General features: G+C 72.0%; 16 protein-coding genes. 3 read left to right on the top strand and 13 right to left on the bottom strand.

Going from position 1 to position 17,602, the window contains the following annotated elements; genetic code table 11:
• Positions 1 to 18: 18 nt before the first annotated feature.
• The 7 genes from ABIC30_RS20685 to ABIC30_RS20655 all read right to left on the bottom strand — a co-directional run bounded on the left by ABIC30_RS20685 (position 19) and on the right by ABIC30_RS20655 (position 9,475).
• Entirely contained in the window at positions 19 to 1,464 is a 1,446-nt protein-coding gene (locus tag ABIC30_RS20685; protein ID WP_020095380.1) for a YcjX family GTP-binding protein, read from the bottom strand.
• Between the two features lie 87 nt (positions 1,465 to 1,551).
• Positions 1,552 to 2,679, bottom strand: a complete 1,128-nt coding sequence (locus tag ABIC30_RS20680; RefSeq protein WP_020095381.1) for a serine/threonine-protein kinase — start codon at positions 2,677 to 2,679, stop codon at positions 1,552 to 1,554.
• 46 nt (positions 2,680 to 2,725) lie between these two features.
• Positions 2,726 to 3,514, bottom strand: a complete 789-nt coding sequence (gene hisN / locus ABIC30_RS20675; RefSeq protein WP_012319114.1) for a histidinol-phosphatase — start codon at positions 3,512 to 3,514, stop codon at positions 2,726 to 2,728.
• A 108-nt stretch (positions 3,515 to 3,622) separates the two neighbouring features.
• Positions 3,623 to 5,710 (bottom strand): AI-2E family transporter, encoded by a 2,088-nt coding sequence (locus ABIC30_RS20670; protein ID WP_354456037.1) that lies wholly within the window; start codon positions 5,708 to 5,710, stop codon positions 3,623 to 3,625.
• Positions 5,711 to 5,824: 114 nt separating this feature from the next.
• Positions 5,825 to 7,279, bottom strand: coding sequence for an MmgE/PrpD family protein (locus ABIC30_RS20665; RefSeq protein WP_020095383.1), 1,455 nt, complete (start codon positions 7,277 to 7,279; stop codon positions 5,825 to 5,827).
• A gap of 277 nt (positions 7,280 to 7,556) precedes the next feature.
• On the bottom strand, positions 7,557 to 8,849 hold the full coding sequence (pncB, locus tag ABIC30_RS20660) for a nicotinate phosphoribosyltransferase (protein WP_091680394.1): 1,293 nt from the start codon (positions 8,847 to 8,849) through the stop codon (positions 7,557 to 7,559).
• A 122-nt stretch (positions 8,850 to 8,971) separates the two neighbouring features.
• Positions 8,972 to 9,475: a pyridoxamine 5'-phosphate oxidase family protein gene (locus ABIC30_RS20655; protein WP_024830124.1), complete on the bottom strand. Its 504-nt coding sequence runs from the start codon at positions 9,473 to 9,475 to the stop codon at positions 8,972 to 8,974.
• A 127-nt stretch (positions 9,476 to 9,602) separates the two neighbouring features.
• Here ABIC30_RS20655 and ABIC30_RS20650 point away from each other — a divergent pair, with 127 nt between their 5' ends.
• The 3 genes from ABIC30_RS20650 (at position 9,603) to mobA (ending at position 11,813) form a co-directional block, all read left to right on the top strand.
• Complete coding sequence (locus ABIC30_RS20650; RefSeq protein WP_354456036.1) at positions 9,603 to 9,890, top strand: hypothetical protein; 288 nt, start codon at positions 9,603 to 9,605, stop codon at positions 9,888 to 9,890.
• Between the two features lie 155 nt (positions 9,891 to 10,045).
• A complete protein-coding gene (apbC, locus tag ABIC30_RS20645) occupies positions 10,046 to 11,194 on the top strand; it encodes an iron-sulfur cluster carrier protein ApbC (RefSeq protein ID WP_020095387.1) in 1,149 nt (382 codons plus the stop codon).
• Between the two features lie 70 nt (positions 11,195 to 11,264).
• Positions 11,265 to 11,813, top strand: coding sequence for a molybdenum cofactor guanylyltransferase MobA (gene mobA, locus ABIC30_RS20640; RefSeq protein WP_419544793.1), 549 nt, complete (start codon positions 11,265 to 11,267; stop codon positions 11,811 to 11,813).
• A gap of 152 nt (positions 11,814 to 11,965) precedes the next feature.
• On the opposite strand, the gene ABIC30_RS20635 is transcribed toward mobA, so the two are convergent.
• From ABIC30_RS20635 to ABIC30_RS20610, 6 genes are all read right to left on the bottom strand, one after another.
• Positions 11,966 to 12,424: a peptidylprolyl isomerase gene (locus ABIC30_RS20635; RefSeq protein WP_010686120.1), complete on the bottom strand. Its 459-nt coding sequence runs from the start codon at positions 12,422 to 12,424 to the stop codon at positions 11,966 to 11,968.
• A 77-nt stretch (positions 12,425 to 12,501) separates the two neighbouring features.
• Complete coding sequence (locus ABIC30_RS20630) at positions 12,502 to 12,999, bottom strand: UCP034077 family protein (RefSeq protein WP_020095389.1); 498 nt, start codon at positions 12,997 to 12,999, stop codon at positions 12,502 to 12,504.
• A 7-nt stretch (positions 13,000 to 13,006) separates the two neighbouring features.
• Complete coding sequence (locus ABIC30_RS20625; protein WP_020095390.1) at positions 13,007 to 13,555, bottom strand: peptidylprolyl isomerase; 549 nt, start codon at positions 13,553 to 13,555, stop codon at positions 13,007 to 13,009.
• Between the two features lie 27 nt (positions 13,556 to 13,582).
• Positions 13,583 to 14,086 carry a pantetheine-phosphate adenylyltransferase gene (gene coaD / locus ABIC30_RS20620; protein WP_020095391.1) on the bottom strand — a complete coding sequence of 168 codons (504 nt, stop codon included), beginning with the start codon at positions 14,084 to 14,086 and terminating at the stop codon, positions 13,583 to 13,585.
• A gap of 49 nt (positions 14,087 to 14,135) precedes the next feature.
• Positions 14,136 to 16,868 (bottom strand): DNA gyrase subunit A, encoded by a 2,733-nt coding sequence (gene gyrA / locus ABIC30_RS20615; protein ID WP_354456035.1) that lies wholly within the window; start codon positions 16,866 to 16,868, stop codon positions 14,136 to 14,138.
• 213 nt (positions 16,869 to 17,081) lie between these two features.
• The gene (locus tag ABIC30_RS20610; protein WP_020095393.1) at positions 17,082 to 17,411 is read right to left on the bottom strand and encodes a hypothetical protein; all 330 of its coding nucleotides are present in this window, start codon (positions 17,409 to 17,411) and stop codon (positions 17,082 to 17,084) included.
• Between the last annotated feature and the right edge of the window lie 191 nt (positions 17,412 to 17,602).

Below are 17,602 nucleotides of genomic sequence, written 5' to 3'. Positions count from 1 at the left end.
TCCGCATCGCACACATCGTCACGCCAGCCGGTCGCCGATCAGGAACTGCATCGCCCGGTCGAGCCGGATCTGCGGCAGGTGCCCCGCGCGGCCGAGCCCGTCCGGGCGCACCAGCGGCGGCCGGAAGCGCGGGAAGCGCAGCGAGCCCGGCTCGACCGCCCCCTCCAGCACCGCCTCGGCGCGGGCCGGCAGCTCGCCCGGGAAGATCGCGGCCTCGCTGTTGCCGTCGAAGACCTCGTCGCCAACCACCTCGCCGGCTTCCGGCGTGCCGGCCACCGCCCGCAGCGTCTCCGACCCGTCGTGGACGGTGGTCTCGCGGGTGGCGCGCACCGAGGCGAGCGCCACCGTACCGACCCGGGCGCCCGCGGCCTCGGTCCGCCGCATGGCCCGCGACACGAGCAGCCGCAGCAGCGCGTCGAGCCGGTCGTGGCTCGTCTGGTGGAGATGGTCGGCCTTGGTGGCGGCGAACAGCACGCGGTCGGCCCGTGGCGCGAACAGCCGCGACAGCACCGTGTTGCGGCCGATGTTGAGGCTGAGCAGCACCGCGTCCAGCGCCTCCTCCAGCTCCGCCAGGGCGGTCGGCCCGGCATCGACCGCCGACAGGACGTCCACCAGCACGATCTGCCGGTCGACCCGCTGGAAATGGTCGCGGAAGAACGGCGTCACGACCTTGGCCTTGTAGGCCTCGAAGCGCCGCTCCATCAGCCCGGCGAGGCTGTCGGGGGCGATCGTCTCGGTGAGCCGGTCGAGGGGCGCGAAGGTGAGCGCCGGGGAACCCGCGAGGTCGCCCGGCATCAGGAACCGGCCCGGGGGCGTCGTCGCCACGGCTTCGGGGCCGGCGCGCAGGCCCGCGAGGTAGGTCTTGAAGGCGTCGCTCGCCCGCTCGGCCGCGACCTCGTCGAGGGGGCCGTTCGGGTCGAAGCCCTTGAGCGCCTCCAGCCAGGGCGCCGCCACGGCGGCGCGGCCGGGCCGGCGGGTGCCGCCGATCGTGGCCCGGGACCACGCCGTGTAGCTGGTCTCGATCAGCGCGAGGTCGAGGAGCCATTCGCCCGGGTAGTCGACCACGTCGAGCATCAGGGTCGCGGGGCCGGAGCGCCAGCCGGCGGCACGCTCGTAGGCGATCTCCAGGCGGAACTGGCTGATCCGGTCGGTGGAGCGCGGCCAGCGCCGCGCCTCGGTGAGCGTCGCGAAATGCTCCTCGAAGGGGAAGCGCGGCACGTCGTCGTCGGGCTGGGGCACCAGCTTGGCGCGGCGCAGGCGACCCTCCTGGGCGGGCGCGAAGGCCGGCAGCGCGTGGGTCTCCACGAGGTGGTGGATCAGCGCCGTGGTGAACACGGTCTTGCCCGAGCGCGCGAGCCCGGTCACGCCCAGCCGCAGGGTCGGCTGGACCAGCAGGTCGTGCGAGGCTTCGGCGAAGGCTTTGACGGCCGAGCCGGCGCGCGCGGCAAGGTCGATCAGGGGCACGGGCGGGCTCGTGGTGAGGGGAACGGGCCGGGCAGAGGTGGCGCGGGCGGGCCGGAACCGCAAGGCTTGCCGCCCGGGAAGCCGCCCCTAGGGCGGCGCGGTGCTGGCGGCCGGCGTGGGCGGCTTCAGCCGGGCGATCGCCCCGGCGACGAGGTCCGGGCCGGCGCGCAGCGTGCCGAGCTCCACCGCCGACATTGCCAGCATCACGGGCGCCAGATTGGCGCGCGGCGCGCCGTCCGGCCCGAACAGGTCGAGGTCGTCGCCGGGCTTCAGGCCGACGCTGGCGCTGATGCGGTTGGCGTAGGCCTGGATCCGGACCTCGTCGCCGGTGCAGAGCGGAGCCGGCAGGCGTAGGTCGAGGACAGGCAGGCCGGCCGCGATCGCCGGCAGCAGCGCGGATTCTGCGACCATCCGGTCGGCACTCGGGACGCGACTTGGCTTCCGGTCGAGCAGCGCCGACGGGTCGGCGACGCTCCCGGCCGGGCGGCCGGTGGAGGCGGAGATGCCCGCGGCGATGTCGGGAACCGGCTGGAGCATCGCCACCCGCGGGATGGCGGCCGGGCGTCGGGTCGGGCGGCCGGCCATCCGGGCGAGCGGCGACCAGGGCTGAACCCGCAGGGCCGCCCGGCCCCGCGGCGCGCCGCCGGGGCGGTGCGCGGCGAGGTAGCGCGCCCGCAGGGTCCGCCCGAGCCCGCGGGGCGCGAGGGCCGCCGAGACGACCGGCGCCGCCGCCGGCCGGCCCGGCCGCGCGGGCGCGGCACCGACGCGGCACTCGGCCGGCGCCCAGCGGCGCACGATGGCCAGCGCCGTGCGACGGCCGTAGTCGCGGTAGTAGCGCCGCAGCAGGCTCGCGGCGGCGTCGGCGCCGTCGTCGAGGGTGGCGAAGGCGGTGTGGCCCTCCCCGTCGGCGCCGATCTCGCCGGACCAGCGGGCGGACTTGATGCACCAGCCGTTGTTGAGCCGCACGCAGCGGGCGACGTAGGGCGGATCGTCGGTCAGCGAGGCGGTGATCGCCAGCGCCCGCGGCGTCAGCTGCGCGCCGGTCTGGGCGTGCCAGTTGGACACGGAGCGGGTCGCGGGGTCGAAGCGCGGGGGTGGGCTGCCGGCCTGAGCGGAAACGGTCGCCGGGGGCGGAAGGGCGCGCGCGAGGGCGTCCGCGCCGGCCTCGGCGCTCGGCACCAGGGTCGTGATCAGGATCAGCGCGTTCAGCAGCACGCGGTCGGGCCTTCGCGGCGGCGGACGGGCTCGATGCGGACGCGCGTCACGGGTTCAGAACCTTGAGCGCGGCCTCGTGCAGCCGCGGGTCGCCGGCCGCGATCACGCGGCCGCCGCCGGCGGCCGAGCCGCCGTCCCAGGCGGTGACCCGCCCCCCCGCCCCCTCGACGATCGGGATCAGCGCGACGATGTCGTAGGGCTTCAGCCCGGCCTCGACCACGAGGTCGATCTGGCCGGCCGCCAGCATGCAGTAGGCGTAACAATCCGCGCCGTAGCGGGACATCCGCACCTGGCCTTCCAGCGCCCGGAATCGCTCGGCCTCGTCGCCGGCCGCGAACAGCCGGGGATCCGTGGTCGCCAGGATCGCCTGGGCGAGGTCACCGCAGCGGCGGGTGCGCAGGGTCCGCTCGCCCGCCGGCGCGCGGAGCTTGGCGCTGCGCCCGTCCCCGGTGAACCGCTCCGCGAGATAGGGCTGGTGCATCATCCCTCGCACCGGCACGCCGTTGCGGGTCAGCCCGATCAGGGTTCCCCAGGTCGGCAGGCCGCCGATGAAGGCGCGGGTGCCGTCGATCGGGTCGAGGACCCAGACGCACTCGGCGTCGGTGCGCTCCGCGCCGAATTCCTCGCCGAGGATGCCGTGGCCCGGGAAGGTCTGGCCGATCATCGCCCGGAGGACGACCTCGGCGGCCCGGTCGGCCTCGGTGACCGGATCGAACGGCGCCCCGCCGCGGGCCTTGTCGTCCAGGCCGAACTGGGCGCGGAAGAACGGCAGGATCGCCTTCCCGGACGCGTCCGCGAGGTCGTCCATGAACCGGCCGAGTTCGACGACGCTCATCCGTTCCGTCCCCTGTTGCGCCCGAAGGCCGCCCGGCCAAACGGCCCGTCCCGACGAAACCGGCGCGCGCCCCTGCCCGTCAAGCCCCCGCCCCCGCGCATCCGCGACTCACGCCCCGGCCGGCGCGGGCAGACGCGCCGCCTGGCCGCGGGCGTCCGACGTGCCCTCCGATGCGTCCGTCGATGCGTCCGTCGCGGTCGCGCAGGTCGCGTCCTCCTGCGCGGCCGCCAGGATAGCCTCGACGGCCTCGCGCAGCGATCCGACCTGCGCGTCGGCCTCGGCGCCCCCCGGCCCGCCGGCGAGGCGGTTCGCCCCGCTGTCCTGGGCGAGCCACAGGCCGAGCAGGACCGGAACGCCCGGGACCCGGCCGCGCAGCCGGCGGATCAGGCGGCGCAGGTGCGTCGGCTCGCCGTCGAGCGCCAGGGAGACCACGCAGGCGATCCGCGCCGGCCCGGTCGCGAACCGGCCGATCCGCACGGAGGCCGTCTCGGCGAACGGGACCGTGCGGACGCCGAGGCCGCGCTTCTCCAGGATCTGCGCGAGGATCGCGGCCGCGGCCTCGTCCAGGAAGCCGCGCCCCGCCACGCACAGCACCGCGCCCTCGCGCGTCCAGGCGGCGGGCAGCGCCTCCGCGGGCGGCCCCATCGGGAGCGGGCTGCAGGCGCTCTCCTCGCCGTCGCCCGTCGCCCCCGCGACGGCGTCGCTCCGGTCGGAGAGGTCGGCGATCAGCTCGGTGAGCGCGGCGCGCATCGCGCCCTTCTGCTGCGCGGTCAGCACCCCGCGGGCCGCGTCGCGGGCCGCGAGTTCCAGCGCCTTGAGCACGACGTCGTCGTAGTAGGACGAGAGCGAGCATTGCTGCAGGATCAGCTCGGCATGGCCCAGCACCTCCTCGGAATCGCCCGCCAGGATGCGCTGGTAGAAGTTCTGGACGGGCGTCAGCGCCGGCCGGTCGCCGAACAGCACGTCCAGGAACTCCAGGTGCTCGACGTAGCGTCCGAGCACCACGAGGCAGACGGTCAGGGGCGTCGAGAGCAGCAGGCCGACCGGCCCCCACAGCCACGTCCAGAACAGGGCCGAGACCAGGACCGCGAAGGGCGAGAGCCCGGTGGATTGCCCGTAGAAGATCGGCTCGAAGACCTGGCCGGTCAGCGGCTCCAGGACGACGAACAGGATCGCCACGGCGATCATCATGTTCCAGCCGGGATCGACCGCCGCGGCGAGCGCCATCGGGAGGATCGCCGACAGGACCGCCCCGAGATACGGCACGAAGCGCATCAGGGCCGCGAAGATCGCCCAGAGCACCGGGTTCGGCACGCCGATAAGGTAGAGGCCGATGCCGATGACCACGCCGAAGGCGGCGTTGAGGGCGAGCTGGACCACGAAGTAGCGGCTCAGGCGCTTGGCCGCGTCGTCGATGGCCACGGTGGTCCGGTGCAGGTCGCTCGATCCGGCCAGCCGGATCATGCGGTCGCGCAGGTCCTCGCGCTGCATCAGCACGAACAGCAGCACCACGAAGACGATGCCGACCGTGGCCAGGGGATGCATCACCGGCGTGAGCACGGTCGAGAGCATCTCCAGGGAGCCCGGCGGGGTCGTGGCGACCTCGACGAGGACGGGCTTGGGCGCGGCCTGGGCCGGCTCGGGAGCCGCCGAGGGCGTCGACGGCGGCGATGCCGGCGACGTTGACGGCGGTGGCGCGGCCGGCTGCGCCTCCGGGCTCCCGGCCTCCTTGGCGCCGCCGTGCAGCGCCCGGCCGATATTGGCGACGTATTCCGTGACGTGGCCCACGGGCGAGTCGCGCAGGCCGTTGATCTTGCGCTCGATCGTGGCCCGGTAACGCGGGACGTCCCCCGCGAGATCGGCCGCCTGGATGCCGATCAGCGTCGCCAGGGAGGCCACGATGCCCACGGTCAGGAGCACGCTGACGCCCACCGCCACCAGCCGCGGCAGCCGCAGCCGCCGCAGGCGGTTCACCAGCGGCGTCAGCACGAACGACAGCAGCAGCGCGATCGCGATCGGGATGAAGATCTCGCGGCCGAAATACAGGGCGGCGATGATGGTGGCGCCGACCACGACCGGCGACGCCATGGCGGCCCGCGGCGTCTCGGCCGCGGCGACGCGGGTCGGCCGCGGCGGGATCAGGGGAGTCCCGGGCCGCACTGCCGGTTCGACCCCGACCGGGGTTCTCGTGCCCATACCGTGATCCACGTCCCGAACGCCACGCGCGGGCGGCCGCCGGGAGCGGCGGAAGCCTCGCGGACGGGGAACGGCACAGGACGCGAAATCGATCCCGAGGGTTTCGCGTTCAGGTTAGGCGCCCGCGACGCCGGCCCGCGCCACGTCGCCCGCATCCTTCAGCTCGGGCAGAGACCAGCACAGCTGCATCACCTTCCTGGCCTGCGCGTCCGGCAGGATGCCGGCGGCGAGGTCGGTGAATTTCGCCTCCAGCTGCGCGTCCGACATCGGCTTCTCGACGCTTCCGATGGCGTGCTCGATATGCCGGTGGAAGGTCCGCCCGTCGTTCAGCGTCACGGTCATGTCGACCTGCGCGGGATCGACGCCGGGGGTGATCACCGGGACCACCTTCTGGCGCAGGGCCACCACCCGCGGATCGTTCACCGACCGGTCGCTGAACTGCTTCTCGCCGCCCGCGCCCTCCACGAAGGCCACCGCGGCGGCGTGGTAGATGCTGAACTTGCCCTCCAGGCCGGTCTTCGGCGCGGTCTTGCCGGTCAGCTCCAGGACGAGCGGGTGGACCTTCAGGTCGACGCGCTGGATGTCCTCCGGCCTGACGTGGTCCTGGTCGCGGATCTGGATCGCCGCGTCGATCGTCGGGTGCATGACGATCCCGCAGGCGAAGGGCTTGTAGGTGTTGAGCTGCGCCTCGTAGCGGGTGCCGAGGCCGTCGGTGATCTGCGACCAGTCCTGCTTGGTGGAGATCGTGTTGGCCCAGCCGCGCTTGGCCTCGATCATGCCGTCCGACGAGGTGAAGCCCTTGGCCGCCAGGATCGCGGCGAACAGGCCGTTGGACGCGGCCCGGCCCGGGTTGAAGCTCTTGTTCATCGAGCCGAACGACTCGCGCAGGCCCACCGGCTGCGAGGCGGCGAGCCCGAGGGCGTAGACCATCTGCTGCTCGGTGAGGCCCATCAGCTTGCCGGCGGCGGCGGCCGATCCGAACACGCCCGCGGTGCCGGTGATGTGCCACCCGGCATCGTAGTGGTTCGGGTAGACCGCGTTGCCGATCCGGCATTCGGCCTCGATCCCGACCACCAGGGCTTCGAGGAAGTCCTTGCCGGAGACCGGTTTCATCGCCGCGTAGGCCAGGATCGCCGAGGCAACCGGGCCGGCCGGGTGGATGATCGTCTTCAGGTGGGTGTCGTCGAAGTCGAAGATGTGGCTCGACACGCCGTTGAGGAAGGCGGCGTTCATGATGTCGAACCGCTCGGTCCGTCCGAACAGCCCGGCCTGCGGCGGCCCGGAGAAGGGCTGCAGCGCCGAGACCGCCACGTCGACGGTCTCGTGGTGCGAGCCGCCGATGGCCACCCCGACCCAGTTGAGGAAGCTGCGCACGCCCTCGCGGCGGACGGGCTCCGGCAGGGTGTCGTAGGAGGATCCCAGGATCCACTGCGCGAGGATCTTCGTGACGTGCGGCGGCGCTGCCTTCGCGGCCGGCTTCGCGGCCTCGGCCGCCTGCGCGCCCTGCAGGGCGGGCGCCGTCAGGGCGAGGCCCGCGGCCCCGATGAGCGAGCGGCGATTCATCGACATGGCGTTCTCCCGGACAGGGCCGCCCGAGGCGCCCCGATTGCCGGACATGATAATGAATTCATCCCTGGGGCGGCGGCCTCCGTGTTTCACCGCGGCGGGTCTGATACCGTTTCCGGTTGAACGCTTCGGTCGGTGCGGCCCGCTCCGTCTTTGCGAGTGCAGCGAAGCAACCCAGGGCTGCGGGACAGCAGGGGGCGTGGCGCTATCTGGATTGCTTCGCTCCGCTCGCAAGGACGGCGGAACCGATCTGATCAACCGAAAACGGTACGAACCCCCTTCACACCACTACCGGGAGGGCCTCCTGCGCGCCCACGCCGAAGACGCGCCGGTACCGGGCGACCTCGTCGGCCGGGCCCTGCGCTTTGGTGGGATTGTCGGAGAGCTTCACGGTCGGCCGGCCGTCGGCCTGCGTGACCTTGCAGACGATGGAGACCGGGTCGAGCTTGCCGTCCGGCAGGAGCCCGCGGAAATCGTTGGTGAGCAGCGTGCCCCAGCCGTAGCCGATGCGCATGCGCCCGTGGAACCGGGCGTGGATGCGCTCGATCTCGTCGATATCGAGGCCGTCCGAGAAGATCGCGAGCTTCTCCCGCGGGTCGTGCCCGCGATCCTGCCAGAAGCGGATGACCTCCTCGCCGCCCTCGATCGGGTCCTTCGAGTCGATGCGGATGCCGGTCCAGTCGCTGACCCAGTCGGGGGCGTTCGCCAGGAATCCGGTGGTTCCGTAGGTATCGGGCAGGATCACCAGCAGGTTGCCGCCGTAATCCTCCTGCCAGTCGGCGAGCACCGCGTAGGGCGCGGCGGCGAGCGCCGCGTCGTCCTCGGCGAGCGCCGCGTAGACCATCGGCAATTCGTGGGCGTTCGTCCCCACCGGCTCGACCTCCTGCCGGGCCGCGATCAGGCAGTTGGAGGTGCCGAGGAACGCGCCGTCCAGGCCCTCCGCCATGGCCTGGACGCACCAGTCCTGCCACAGGAATCCGTGGCGCCGACGCGTGCCGAAATCCGCCACCGACAGGTCCGGAAGCCTCTGCAGCCGCTCGATCTTCTCCCAGACCCGGGTCATGGCGCGGGCGTAGAGCACCTGCAGGTCGAGCTTGCCGAGGCCCCGCAGCACGGCCCGCGCCCGCAGCTCGTTCAGGATCGCGAGTGCCGGGACCTCCCACATGGTGGTCTCGACCCAGGGGCCGTGGAAAGTCAGCTCGTACTGGCCGTCATGGACGGCGAGCTCGTATTCGGGGAGCTGGAAGGTCTCGAACCAGGAGACGAATTCGGGGCCGAGGATGCGTCCCTGGCCGCGGAACACGTTGCCCCGCAGCCACGTGATCTCGCCCTTGCTGAGGCGCAGCGTTCGGGCGTGGTCGAGCTGTTCCCGCAGCAGCCCGGCATCGACCTCGTCGGCGATCCGGATCCGGCGGGTGCGGTTGGTGATGCCGAAGGTGGTCTGGATGTCGGGGTGCCGGCGCAGGATCGTCTGCGCCATCAGGAGCTTGTAGAAATCGGTGTCGAGGAGCGACCGCACGATCGGGTCGATGCGGAAACTGTGATCGTAGACCCGTTTCGCCAGATCGAGCATTCGTCAGGCACTCTGCCGCGCTTGGAGCGCGCAGAGCGCATGCCGGGACCGCACACGTCAAGAAGACGGGCGGCCTCCGCCCGGAGACCGCCCGCGAAACCGCCGATCCTGACGACCGATCCTCAGGCGAGGTCGACCTTCTTGGTCTCGGTCTTCGGGCTCTCGCCGGTGAGCGAGGCCTTCACGTAGCCGTAGAGGTGCAGCATCGTGCTGTTCGGGCTGTCCCAGTACTCACCCTTCTCCGGGTGGACACGGATCAGAGCGACCTCCGGATCGTCCTTGCCGTTCGGGAACCAGGTCTTCAGGCTCTCATTCCACTTCGCGTCGATGATCGACTGGTCGCGGACGATCTCCGCCTTGCCGGCCACCGAGACGTAGTTCTGGCTCGACGGGTCGGAATAGGCGAGGTTGATCTGGTTGTCCTTGCTGATCTCGGCCGTCTTGGGCGAGTGCAGCTTGGTGAAGAACCACAGGTCGCCGTTCTCGTCGGCGTCGTTGTTCCACATCGGGCGGCTGTTGAGCGTGCCGTCGGAGTCGACGGTGGTCATCATGGCGATCTTCACGTCCTTGATGAGCTCGAACAGCTTCTTCGCACCCTCGTGGTCGCGGTGGTTGCCCTGATGCATGAAAGTGGTCTCCTACGCGTCGTTTTGGTCCCGGCGGGGTCTCCGGAGGGTGCCCCGGCCGAAGGCTGCCCCGACAACGGATCAGTCTCCGGTTGGTTCAGCTTGCCCGTGCGGTGAGGAGGTTCGTATGCGAGGTGTTCGGAGATTGGGGCGTACGGCCGCGGCGCTCGCGCTGGGCGCGCTCTGTCTCGGCGCTCGGCCGGCCGGCGCCGAGGTGCGCTTCGGCCCGGGCGTGCGCATCGGCGGCCACGACTTCTCGAACCGCCGCTACGGCAGCGTCCACATCGAGCGCGTGAAACGCCTGCGTGGCCCCCTCGGCTGCCGTCGCCTGCGCCACGGCCTCTACCGGCGCGGCGACGGGACCGTGGTGCGCGGCCCGATGGAGGTGTGCAACCTCATCGCCCGGCCGCACTGACGCCGGCACGGTCCGGGCGGCGCCCCGCTCCGGCGCGCGATGGCCGCGGGGACGCGGGCCACCGGCGCGCGCCGATCTCGGGCTCGGGGTCTGGTGTTCTGGGCCCGCTCGGTTACATGCACTGGCATACCTGCTTGCCCCGGTGGAGAACGATTTTGGCGATCACCCGCGACGACGTGCTGAAGGCGCTCGCCGACGTCACCGTCGATGCCGCCGGCACCACCCTGCCCGGCTCGGGACGGCTGTCCCAGGTCGTGGTCGATCCGAACAGCCGCGTGATGTTCTCGATCCTCGTCGATCCCAGCGAGGCCGAGCGGTTCGAGCCGGTGCGGCGCCAGGCCGAGGGGCGCGTCCTGAAGATGCCGGGCGTCTCGGGCGTGTTCGCGAGCCTCACCTCCGAGCGGAACCAGAGCCACCCGGCCCAGAGCGGCGCCGCTCCCCGGCCCGTGACGCCGCCGCCGGTGGCGCCGCCGCGGCCCGGCGCGCCGCCGAACCAGGGCCCGCAAATCGCGGGCGTGCGCCACATCGTGGCGGTCGCCTCCGGCAAGGGCGGCGTCGGCAAGTCGACCACCGCCTGCAATCTCGCCCTGGCGCTCCAGGCCCAGGGACTGAAGGTCGGCCTCCTCGACGCCGACATCTACGGCCCCTCCGTGCCGAAGCTGTTCGGGCTCTCGGGCAAGCCCAACGTCGTCGACAACAAGGCCATGGAGCCGATGGTCGGCTACGGCCTCAAGGTCATGTCGATCGGCTTCCTGATCGAGCCCGAGACGGCGATGATCTGGCGCGGCCCGATGGTGCAGTCGGCCATCACCCAGATGCTGCGCGACGTGCTCTGGGGCGAACTCGACGTGCTGCTCGTCGACATGCCGCCCGGCACCGGCGACGCGCAGCTCACCATGGCGCAGGCGACGCCGCTGTCCGGCGCCGTGATCGTCTCCACCCCGCAGGACCTCGCGCTGATCGACGCGCGGCGCGGCGTGACCATGTTCAAGAAGGTCGCGGTGCCGATCCTCGGCGTGATCGAGAACATGGCGACGTTCGTCTGCCCGAATTGCGGCCACGCCTCGCACATCTTCGGGCACGGCGGCGCGCGGAACGAGGCGCAGCGGCTCGGCGTGCCGTTCCTCGGCGAGGTGCCGCTGAACATGACCATCCGCGAGACCTCGGATGCCGGTCGGCCGGTGGTGGCGACCGATCCGGAGGGGCCGCACGCCAAGGTCTACCGGGACATCGCCGCCCAGCTCTGGGCGAACCTGTCCGGCGCTCCGGCCGGGCGGACGGCGCCGAAGATCGTCTTCGAGTGATCCTGTGCCCTCCCCGCCTCTTCCGCCGCCGGTCCTGGGCCTGATCCTCGCCGGCGGGCGGGCGCGGCGGATGGGCGGGGGCGACAAGCCGCTGCTGCGGCTCGGGGGGCGGACCCTGCTGGAGCGGGTGGTCGAGCGGCTCGGGCCGCAATGCGGGGCGGGACTGGCGCTCAGCGCCAACGGCGACCCGGCGCGGTTCTCCGGCTTTCCAGGTCCGGTCCTGCCGGACCCCGTGCCGGATCAGCCGGGCCCGCTCGCCGGCATCCTCGCCGGGCTGGAGCACGCCGGCGCGCGGGGTATCGCGCGGGTGGTGAGCGTGTCGGGCGACGCGCCGTTCCTGCCGGAGGATCTGGTAGCGCGCCTCGGCGCGGCCGGACCGGAGACCGGCATCGCGCTCGCGGCCTCAGGGGAGCGGCAGCACTACACGATCGCGCTCTGGCCGACGGCTCTGAGCGACGCGCTTCGGGACTATCTCGAACGCGGCGAGCGGCGCGTCGGCGCCTTCATCGCGCGCCACGGGGCCGCGGTCGCGACCTGGCCGATCGAGCCGGTGGACCCGTTCCTCAACATCAATTCGCCGGCGGATCTGGCGGCGGCGGAAGCCCTGGACCGCGGGTGATGCGGCCCGTCGTCATCACGAGCGAAGCGAAGTGACCCAGGGCAGCGCGACGCGTGAAGACGCGGCGCTACTGGCTCGCTTCGCTCCGCTCGCAAAGACGGTACAGCCGAAGCCATCGAGAGATGGCTTCGGCTGTGAGGCTTGATCCGAACTCAGGCCGCCGCGACGGTCGCCTTCACGATCTTGTCCGGCGAGCGCGGCGGCTCGCCCTTGTTGATCGTGTCGACCACGTCCATGCCTTCCACGACCTTGCCCCACACCGTGTACTGCTTGTCGAGGAAGCGGGCGTCGTCGAAGCAGATGAAGAACTGCGAGTTCGCCGAGTGCGGGAAGTTCGTCCGCGCCATCGAGCAGGTGCCGCGCACGTGCGGCTCGGCGTTGAACTCGGCCTTCAGGTCCGGCAGGTCGGAGCCGCCCGAGCCGGTGCCGGTCGGGTCGCCGGTCTGGGCCATGAACCCGTCGATCACCCGGTGGAACGGCACGCCGTCGTAGAAGCCCTGGGCGGCGAGCGTCTTGATGCGCTCGACGTGGCCCGGGGCGAGGTCGGGGCGCAGCGCGATCACGACGCGGCCCTTGGTGGTCTCCAGCACGATGGTCTCGTTGTCGGCCATAGTCTTTCCTTCCGGTTGGGGGAACTGTATCGGCGCGTGCCGGATCCGGCCAGCGCCCGTGTCGGTCTCGCCGGCGCTCAGGCCGGCGGGCGGTAGACGAAGCGGAGCGCCACCGGCCGCCCCGCGATCGCCCGGCCCAGACCCGGCGTGATGTGGACCGGGGTGCAGCGCGCGAGGGCGTCGAGGGTCCCGCGCACCAGGGTATTCCGCCGATCGCCCGCGACCCCCGCCGCGTAGGTGACGCGGGGCGGCCCGATCAGGCTGCCGTCGCGCCGCAGCGCGAGCCGCAGGGTGATCTCGATGTCGTCGGACCCGCCGCTCGGTCGGCCGAGGCCGCCCGGTGCCTGCCAGCAGGCGGCGAGCGCCGGGTAGAGCTCGGCCAGGGTGTCGGCGGGCTTGGTCGCCATCCGGGCGACCGGGACCGGGACCGTGGCGCGCAGGGTCTGGGGCAGGCTCAGCGGGTAGCCGCCCCCCGGCTCCTCGGCGTAGCCGTAGAACGGCGCGCCGTCATAGGCCGCGGCGGCCGCCGGGATCAAGCTCAGCAGGAGGATCGAGGCGGCGCGCCGGCCCGGCATGCGGCCGCTACTTGGCCTTCTCGGCGAGCGTCATGCTGACGATCTTGTCGGGATCCTGGACGGCCCCGCCCGGCGCGCCCGGGGCGGCCTTCTTGATCTTGTCGAGGACGTCGAGCCCGTCCGTGACGTTGCCGACGATCGTGTACTGGCCGTTCAGGAACGGCGCGTCGCCGAGGCAGATGAAGAACTGCGAGTTCGCCGAGTTCGGATCCTGCGAGCGGGCCATGCCCACGGTGCCGCGGCGGAACTGGGCCGACTGCGTGAACTCGGCCGGGATGTTCGGCAGGCTGGAGCCGCCGGTGCCGTTGCCCTTCGGGTCGCCGGTCTGGGCCATGAACCCGTCGATGACGCGGTGGAACTTGAGGCCGTTGTAGAAGCCCTGCGAGACGAGGGTCTTGATCTGCTTGACGTGCTTGGGCGCGATGTCGGGCCGCAGCTCGATGGTGATCCGCCCGTCCTTGGTCTGGAGATAGACCGTGTTGGCGTCGGCGGCCCGGGCCGCCTGAGCGGTGCCGAGCGTCAGGGCGAGCGCGAGGAGGGCGTGGCGTCGGTTCATCGAAGTCCTTCCAGGGTCGGGCCGGTGTCAGGAATGGGCGGCGAAGCGCTGCCGGAGCCGCGCGGCGACCGCCGCGGGCACGAAGGGCGAGACGTCGCCCCCCATGCCGGCGATCTGGCGCACCAGCGTCGCGGTGATCGGGCGGGCCTGCGTCGAGGCGGGCAGGAACACGGTCTGCACCTCGGGCGCCATGGCGCCGTTCATGCCGGCGAGCTGCATCTCGTAGTCGAGATCCGTGCCGTCGCGCAGGCCGCGGATGAAGATCGCGGCGCCGCAGCGCCGGGCGGCCGAGACGGCGAGATCGTTGAAAGTGACGATCTCCAGCGCCGCACCCTCGGCCTGGGCCACCGGCCCGCAGGTCTCGCTCAGCAGCGCCGCCCGCTCCTCGGCGGAGAACAGCGGGGCCTTGCCGGGGTGGACGCCGATGGCGATCACGAGGCGGTCCACCAGCCGGCAGGCCTGGCGGACCACGTCGAGATGGCCGTTCGTGACCGGATCGAACGAGCCGGCGTAGAGGGCGGTGCGGGTCATCGCGACCCGACCTAGAGCATTTTCGCGCCGGACGGAACCGGGCGGCGCCTCAGGCCTCCTCGCCGCCCTCGGGACCGGCCTCGGCGCCCTCGTCCTCGCCCTCGATGTGCTCCACCGAGACGACCTTCTCGTCCTTGGCGGTGTTGAACACCGTCACGCCCTGCGAGGCGCGGCCGACGATGCGGATGTCGTCCACCGGCACGCGGATCAGCTGGCCGCCGTCGGTGACCAGCATGATCTGGTCCGAGGCCTCGACCGGGAAGGACGCCACGAGGCTGCCGTTGCGGGCATTGACCCGCATCGCCGTGATGCCCTTCCCGCCGCGTCCCGAGGTCCGATACTCGAACGACGAGGAGCGCTTGCCGAAGCCCCGCTCCGACAGGGTCAGCACGTACTGCTCGGCCGCGCCCATCTCGTTGTAGCGGTCGAGCGAGATCGCCGCCGCCTCGGCGCCGTCCTCGGGCTCCGCGTCGCCGTTCTCCTCGGCCTCGCCGGTCACGGCGCGGCGCATCTTCAGGTAGCCGGCCCGCTCCTCGGCGCTGGCGTCGAAGGCGTTCAGGATGGTCATCGAGATGACCCGGTCGTCCTTGGCCAGCAGGATGCCGCGCACGCCGGTCGAGTCGCGGCCCTTGAAGACGCGCACGTCCTCGACGGGGAAGCGGATGCACTGACCCAGAGCGGTGGTCAGCAGCACGTTCTGGTCCGGCCGGCAGATCTCGACATGGACGATGTGGTCGCCCGGGTCGAGCTTCATGGCGATCTTGCCGTTGCGGTTCACCGTGGTGAAGTCCGAGAGCTTGTTGCGCCGGACGTTGCCGCGCGCGGTCGCGAACATCACGTCGAGCGTCTCCCAGGACGCCTCGTCCTCGGGCAGCGGCATGATCGTGGTGATGCGCTCGGAGGTGTCCTGCAACTGCAGGATATTCACCAGCGCCTTGCCGCGGGCGTTCGGGGCGGCCATCGGCAGCCGCCAGACCTTCTCCTTGTAGGCCTGGCCCTGGCTGGAGAAGAACAGCACCGGCGTGTGGGTGTTGGCCACGAACAGGCGGGTGACGAAATCCTCGTCGCGGGTCGCCATGCCGGAGCGGCCCTTGCCGCCGCGGCGCTGGGCTCGGTAGGTCGAGAGCGGCACGCGCTTCACGTAGCCGGCGTGCGACACGGTCACCACCATGTCCTCGCGGGCGATCAGGTCCTCGTCCTCGACGCTGCCGTCGAAGTCGACGATCTCGGTCCGGCGCGGGGTCGCGAACTGGTCCCGGACCTCGGCGAGCTCGCCCTTGACGATGCCCTGGATGCGGGCGCGCGAGCGCAGGATGTCGAGGTAGTCGGCGATCTCGTCGGCGAGCGTCTTCAGCTCGTCGCCGACCTCGTCGCGGGCGAGCGCCGTGAGGCGCTGCAGGCGCAGGTCGAGGATGGCGCGGGCCTGGGTCTCGGACAGGCGGTAGGTCCCGTCCTCGGCGACGCGGTGGCGCGGGTCGTCCACCAGCGCGATCAGCGGCGCGATGTCGTGGGCCGGCCAGTCGCGGGCCATCAGGGCCTCGCGGGCCGTGTTCGGGTCCGGCGAGGTCCGGATCAGGCGGATCACCTCGTCGATGTTGGCGACCGCGATCGCGAGGCCGCACAAGACGTGGGCGCGCTCGCGGGCCTTGCCGAGGAGGAACTTGGTCCGCCGGGAGACGACCTCCTCGCGGAAATCCACGAAGGCCTGGAGCAGGTCCTTCAGGTTCATCAGCTCGGGGCGGCCGCCGTTCAGCGCCACCATGTTGCAGCCGAAGGAGCTCTGCAGCGGCGTGAACCGGTAGAGCTGGTTCAGCACCACGTCGGCCATCGCGTCGCGCTTGATCTCGACGACGATGCGCATGCCCGTCCGGTCGGATTCGTCGCGCAGGTCCGAGATGCCCTCGACGCGCTTCTCCTTCACCAGCTCGGCGATCTTCTCGACGAGCGTCGCCTTGTTCACCTGATAGGGGATCTCGGTGAAGATCAGCGCCTCGCGCTCCTTGCGCAGCTCCTCGACATGCGACTTCGCGCGCATGATCACCGAGCCGCGGCCCGTCGCGTAGGCCTGCCGCGTGCCGGCGCGGCCGAGGATCATGCCGCCGGTCGGGAAGTCCGGGCCGGGCACGATCTCGGTGAGCTGCTCGATGGTCAGGCCCGGATCGTCGATCAGCGCCACGCAGGCGTCGATCAGCTCGCCGAGATTGTGCGGCGGGATGTTGGTCGCCATGCCGACCGCGATGCCGCCCGCGCCGTTGACCAGCAGGTTCGGGAAGCGGGCCGGCAGGACGGTCGGCTCCTCGCGCGACTCGTCGTAGTTCGGTCCGAAATCGACGGTGTTCTTGTCGATATCGGTGAGCAGCGCGGTGGCGGGCTTGGCCAGCCGCGATTCGGTGTAGCGCATGGCGGCCGGCGGATCGCCGTCCACCGAGCCGAAATTGCCCTGCCCGTCGATGAGCATGAGGCGCATGGAGAAGTCCTGCGCCATCCGCACGAGGGCGTCGTAGATCGATTGGTCGCCGTGCGGGTGGTACAGACCGATCACGTCGCCGACGATGCGGGCCGACTTGACGTATTTCCGCTCGGGCAGGTGCCCGGATTCGAAGGCGGAGTAGAGGATGCGCCGGTGCACCGGCTTGAGACCGTCGCGGGCGTCGGGAAGCGCCCGGCTCACGATCACGCTCATCGCGTAATCGAGGTAGGAGCGGCGCATCTCGTCGGTGATGGAGACGGGGCGGATGTCGCTGGCGGGCGGGGCGGCGCCAGTCGGATCGTTCTCGGCCAAGTCGGTATCCGTTCTGAAGCCCGGACGGGCGGTGCTCACGGCCGTTCCCGGGTGGCGCGCGATGCGCCGGAACGGCCTCTCGGAAGAGCAGTGATATCAGACGGTTAAATAAGGTTTTCCGAGGCCGCCCGCAAGGTCGCAGCGCGGCTGCCGGCGCGCGTCCCGGCAGGGATGCGCCCCGGCCCGATCGGGCCGGGGCGCGCAGGGCTGCGCTCAGTAGAACGTGACGTGCCGGTGGCCGTACGGACGGGCGTACGGGCGGCCATGCCAGACGTGGTGGCGGTGCCAGTGCCGGCGGAAATGGTGGTGCCGGTGCCAGTGATGGCGACGGTGCCAGTAGTGGCGGCGGTGGTGCCAGTGGCGGCGCCAGTGGTGGCGGCGGTGCCAGTGGCGGCGGTGGCGCCAGTGGGCCTGCTGCACCGCGGGGGCGGGCGCGGCGGCCTCGGCGCTCGCGGGGACCGGCAGGGGCGCCGCGCGCGCGGGCGCACTCGCCAGCCCGCCGAGCAGCGCGGCGAGGAGGACCAGGATCGGCCAGGGTCGCATCGTTTCTCTCCCGTGTGAGCGCCCGTCCGAGTCCAGCGGATCCGGGCCGGCACGAGGCTCGCGCCGTCGCCTGAAACGGCCAAGGTCGGCAAACGGTTCGATCCGTTCCGACTGCGCAGACGCGCCGCCCTCGCGCACCACCCTCGCGCACCACCCTCGCGCACCGCCCTTGCGCGGGGCCGGAAAGCGCC

Origin of the sequence: Methylobacterium sp. 1030 (genome assembly GCF_040544715.1) — a bacterium.
Classification (GTDB): Bacteria; Pseudomonadota; Alphaproteobacteria; order Rhizobiales; family Beijerinckiaceae; genus Methylobacterium.
This window is presented reverse-complemented; position numbering and strand designations above follow the sequence as displayed.

Coding starts and splice junctions, on each gene's coding strand:
- ABIC30_RS20650 (WP_354456036.1), top strand. CDS start 9,603: ATGCGAGGTGTTCGGAGATTGGGGCGTACGGCCGCGGCGCTCGCGCTG.
- ABIC30_RS20655 (WP_024830124.1), bottom strand. CDS start 9,475: ATGCATCAGGGCAACCACCGCGACCACGAGGGTGCGAAGAAGCTGTTC.
- coaD (WP_020095391.1), bottom strand. CDS start 14,086: ATGACCCGCACCGCCCTCTACGCCGGCTCGTTCGATCCGGTCACGAAC.
- ABIC30_RS20665 (WP_020095383.1), bottom strand. CDS start 7,279: ATGTCGATGAATCGCCGCTCGCTCATCGGGGCCGCGGGCCTCGCCCTG.
- ABIC30_RS20635 (WP_010686120.1), bottom strand. CDS start 12,424: ATGGCCGACAACGAGACCATCGTGCTGGAGACCACCAAGGGCCGCGTC.
- mobA (WP_419544793.1), top strand. CDS start 11,265: ATGGGCGGGGGCGACAAGCCGCTGCTGCGGCTCGGGGGGCGGACCCTG.
- ABIC30_RS20625 (WP_020095390.1), bottom strand. CDS start 13,555: ATGAACCGACGCCACGCCCTCCTCGCGCTCGCCCTGACGCTCGGCACC.
- ABIC30_RS20670 (WP_354456037.1), bottom strand. CDS start 5,710: ATGGGCACGAGAACCCCGGTCGGGGTCGAACCGGCAGTGCGGCCCGGG.
- pncB (WP_091680394.1), bottom strand. CDS start 8,849: ATGCTCGATCTGGCGAAACGGGTCTACGATCACAGTTTCCGCATCGAC.
- hisN (WP_012319114.1), bottom strand. CDS start 3,514: ATGAGCGTCGTCGAACTCGGCCGGTTCATGGACGACCTCGCGGACGCG.
- ABIC30_RS20630 (WP_020095389.1), bottom strand. CDS start 12,999: ATGCCGGGCCGGCGCGCCGCCTCGATCCTCCTGCTGAGCTTGATCCCG.
- ABIC30_RS20610 (WP_020095393.1), bottom strand. CDS start 17,411: ATGCGACCCTGGCCGATCCTGGTCCTCCTCGCCGCGCTGCTCGGCGGG.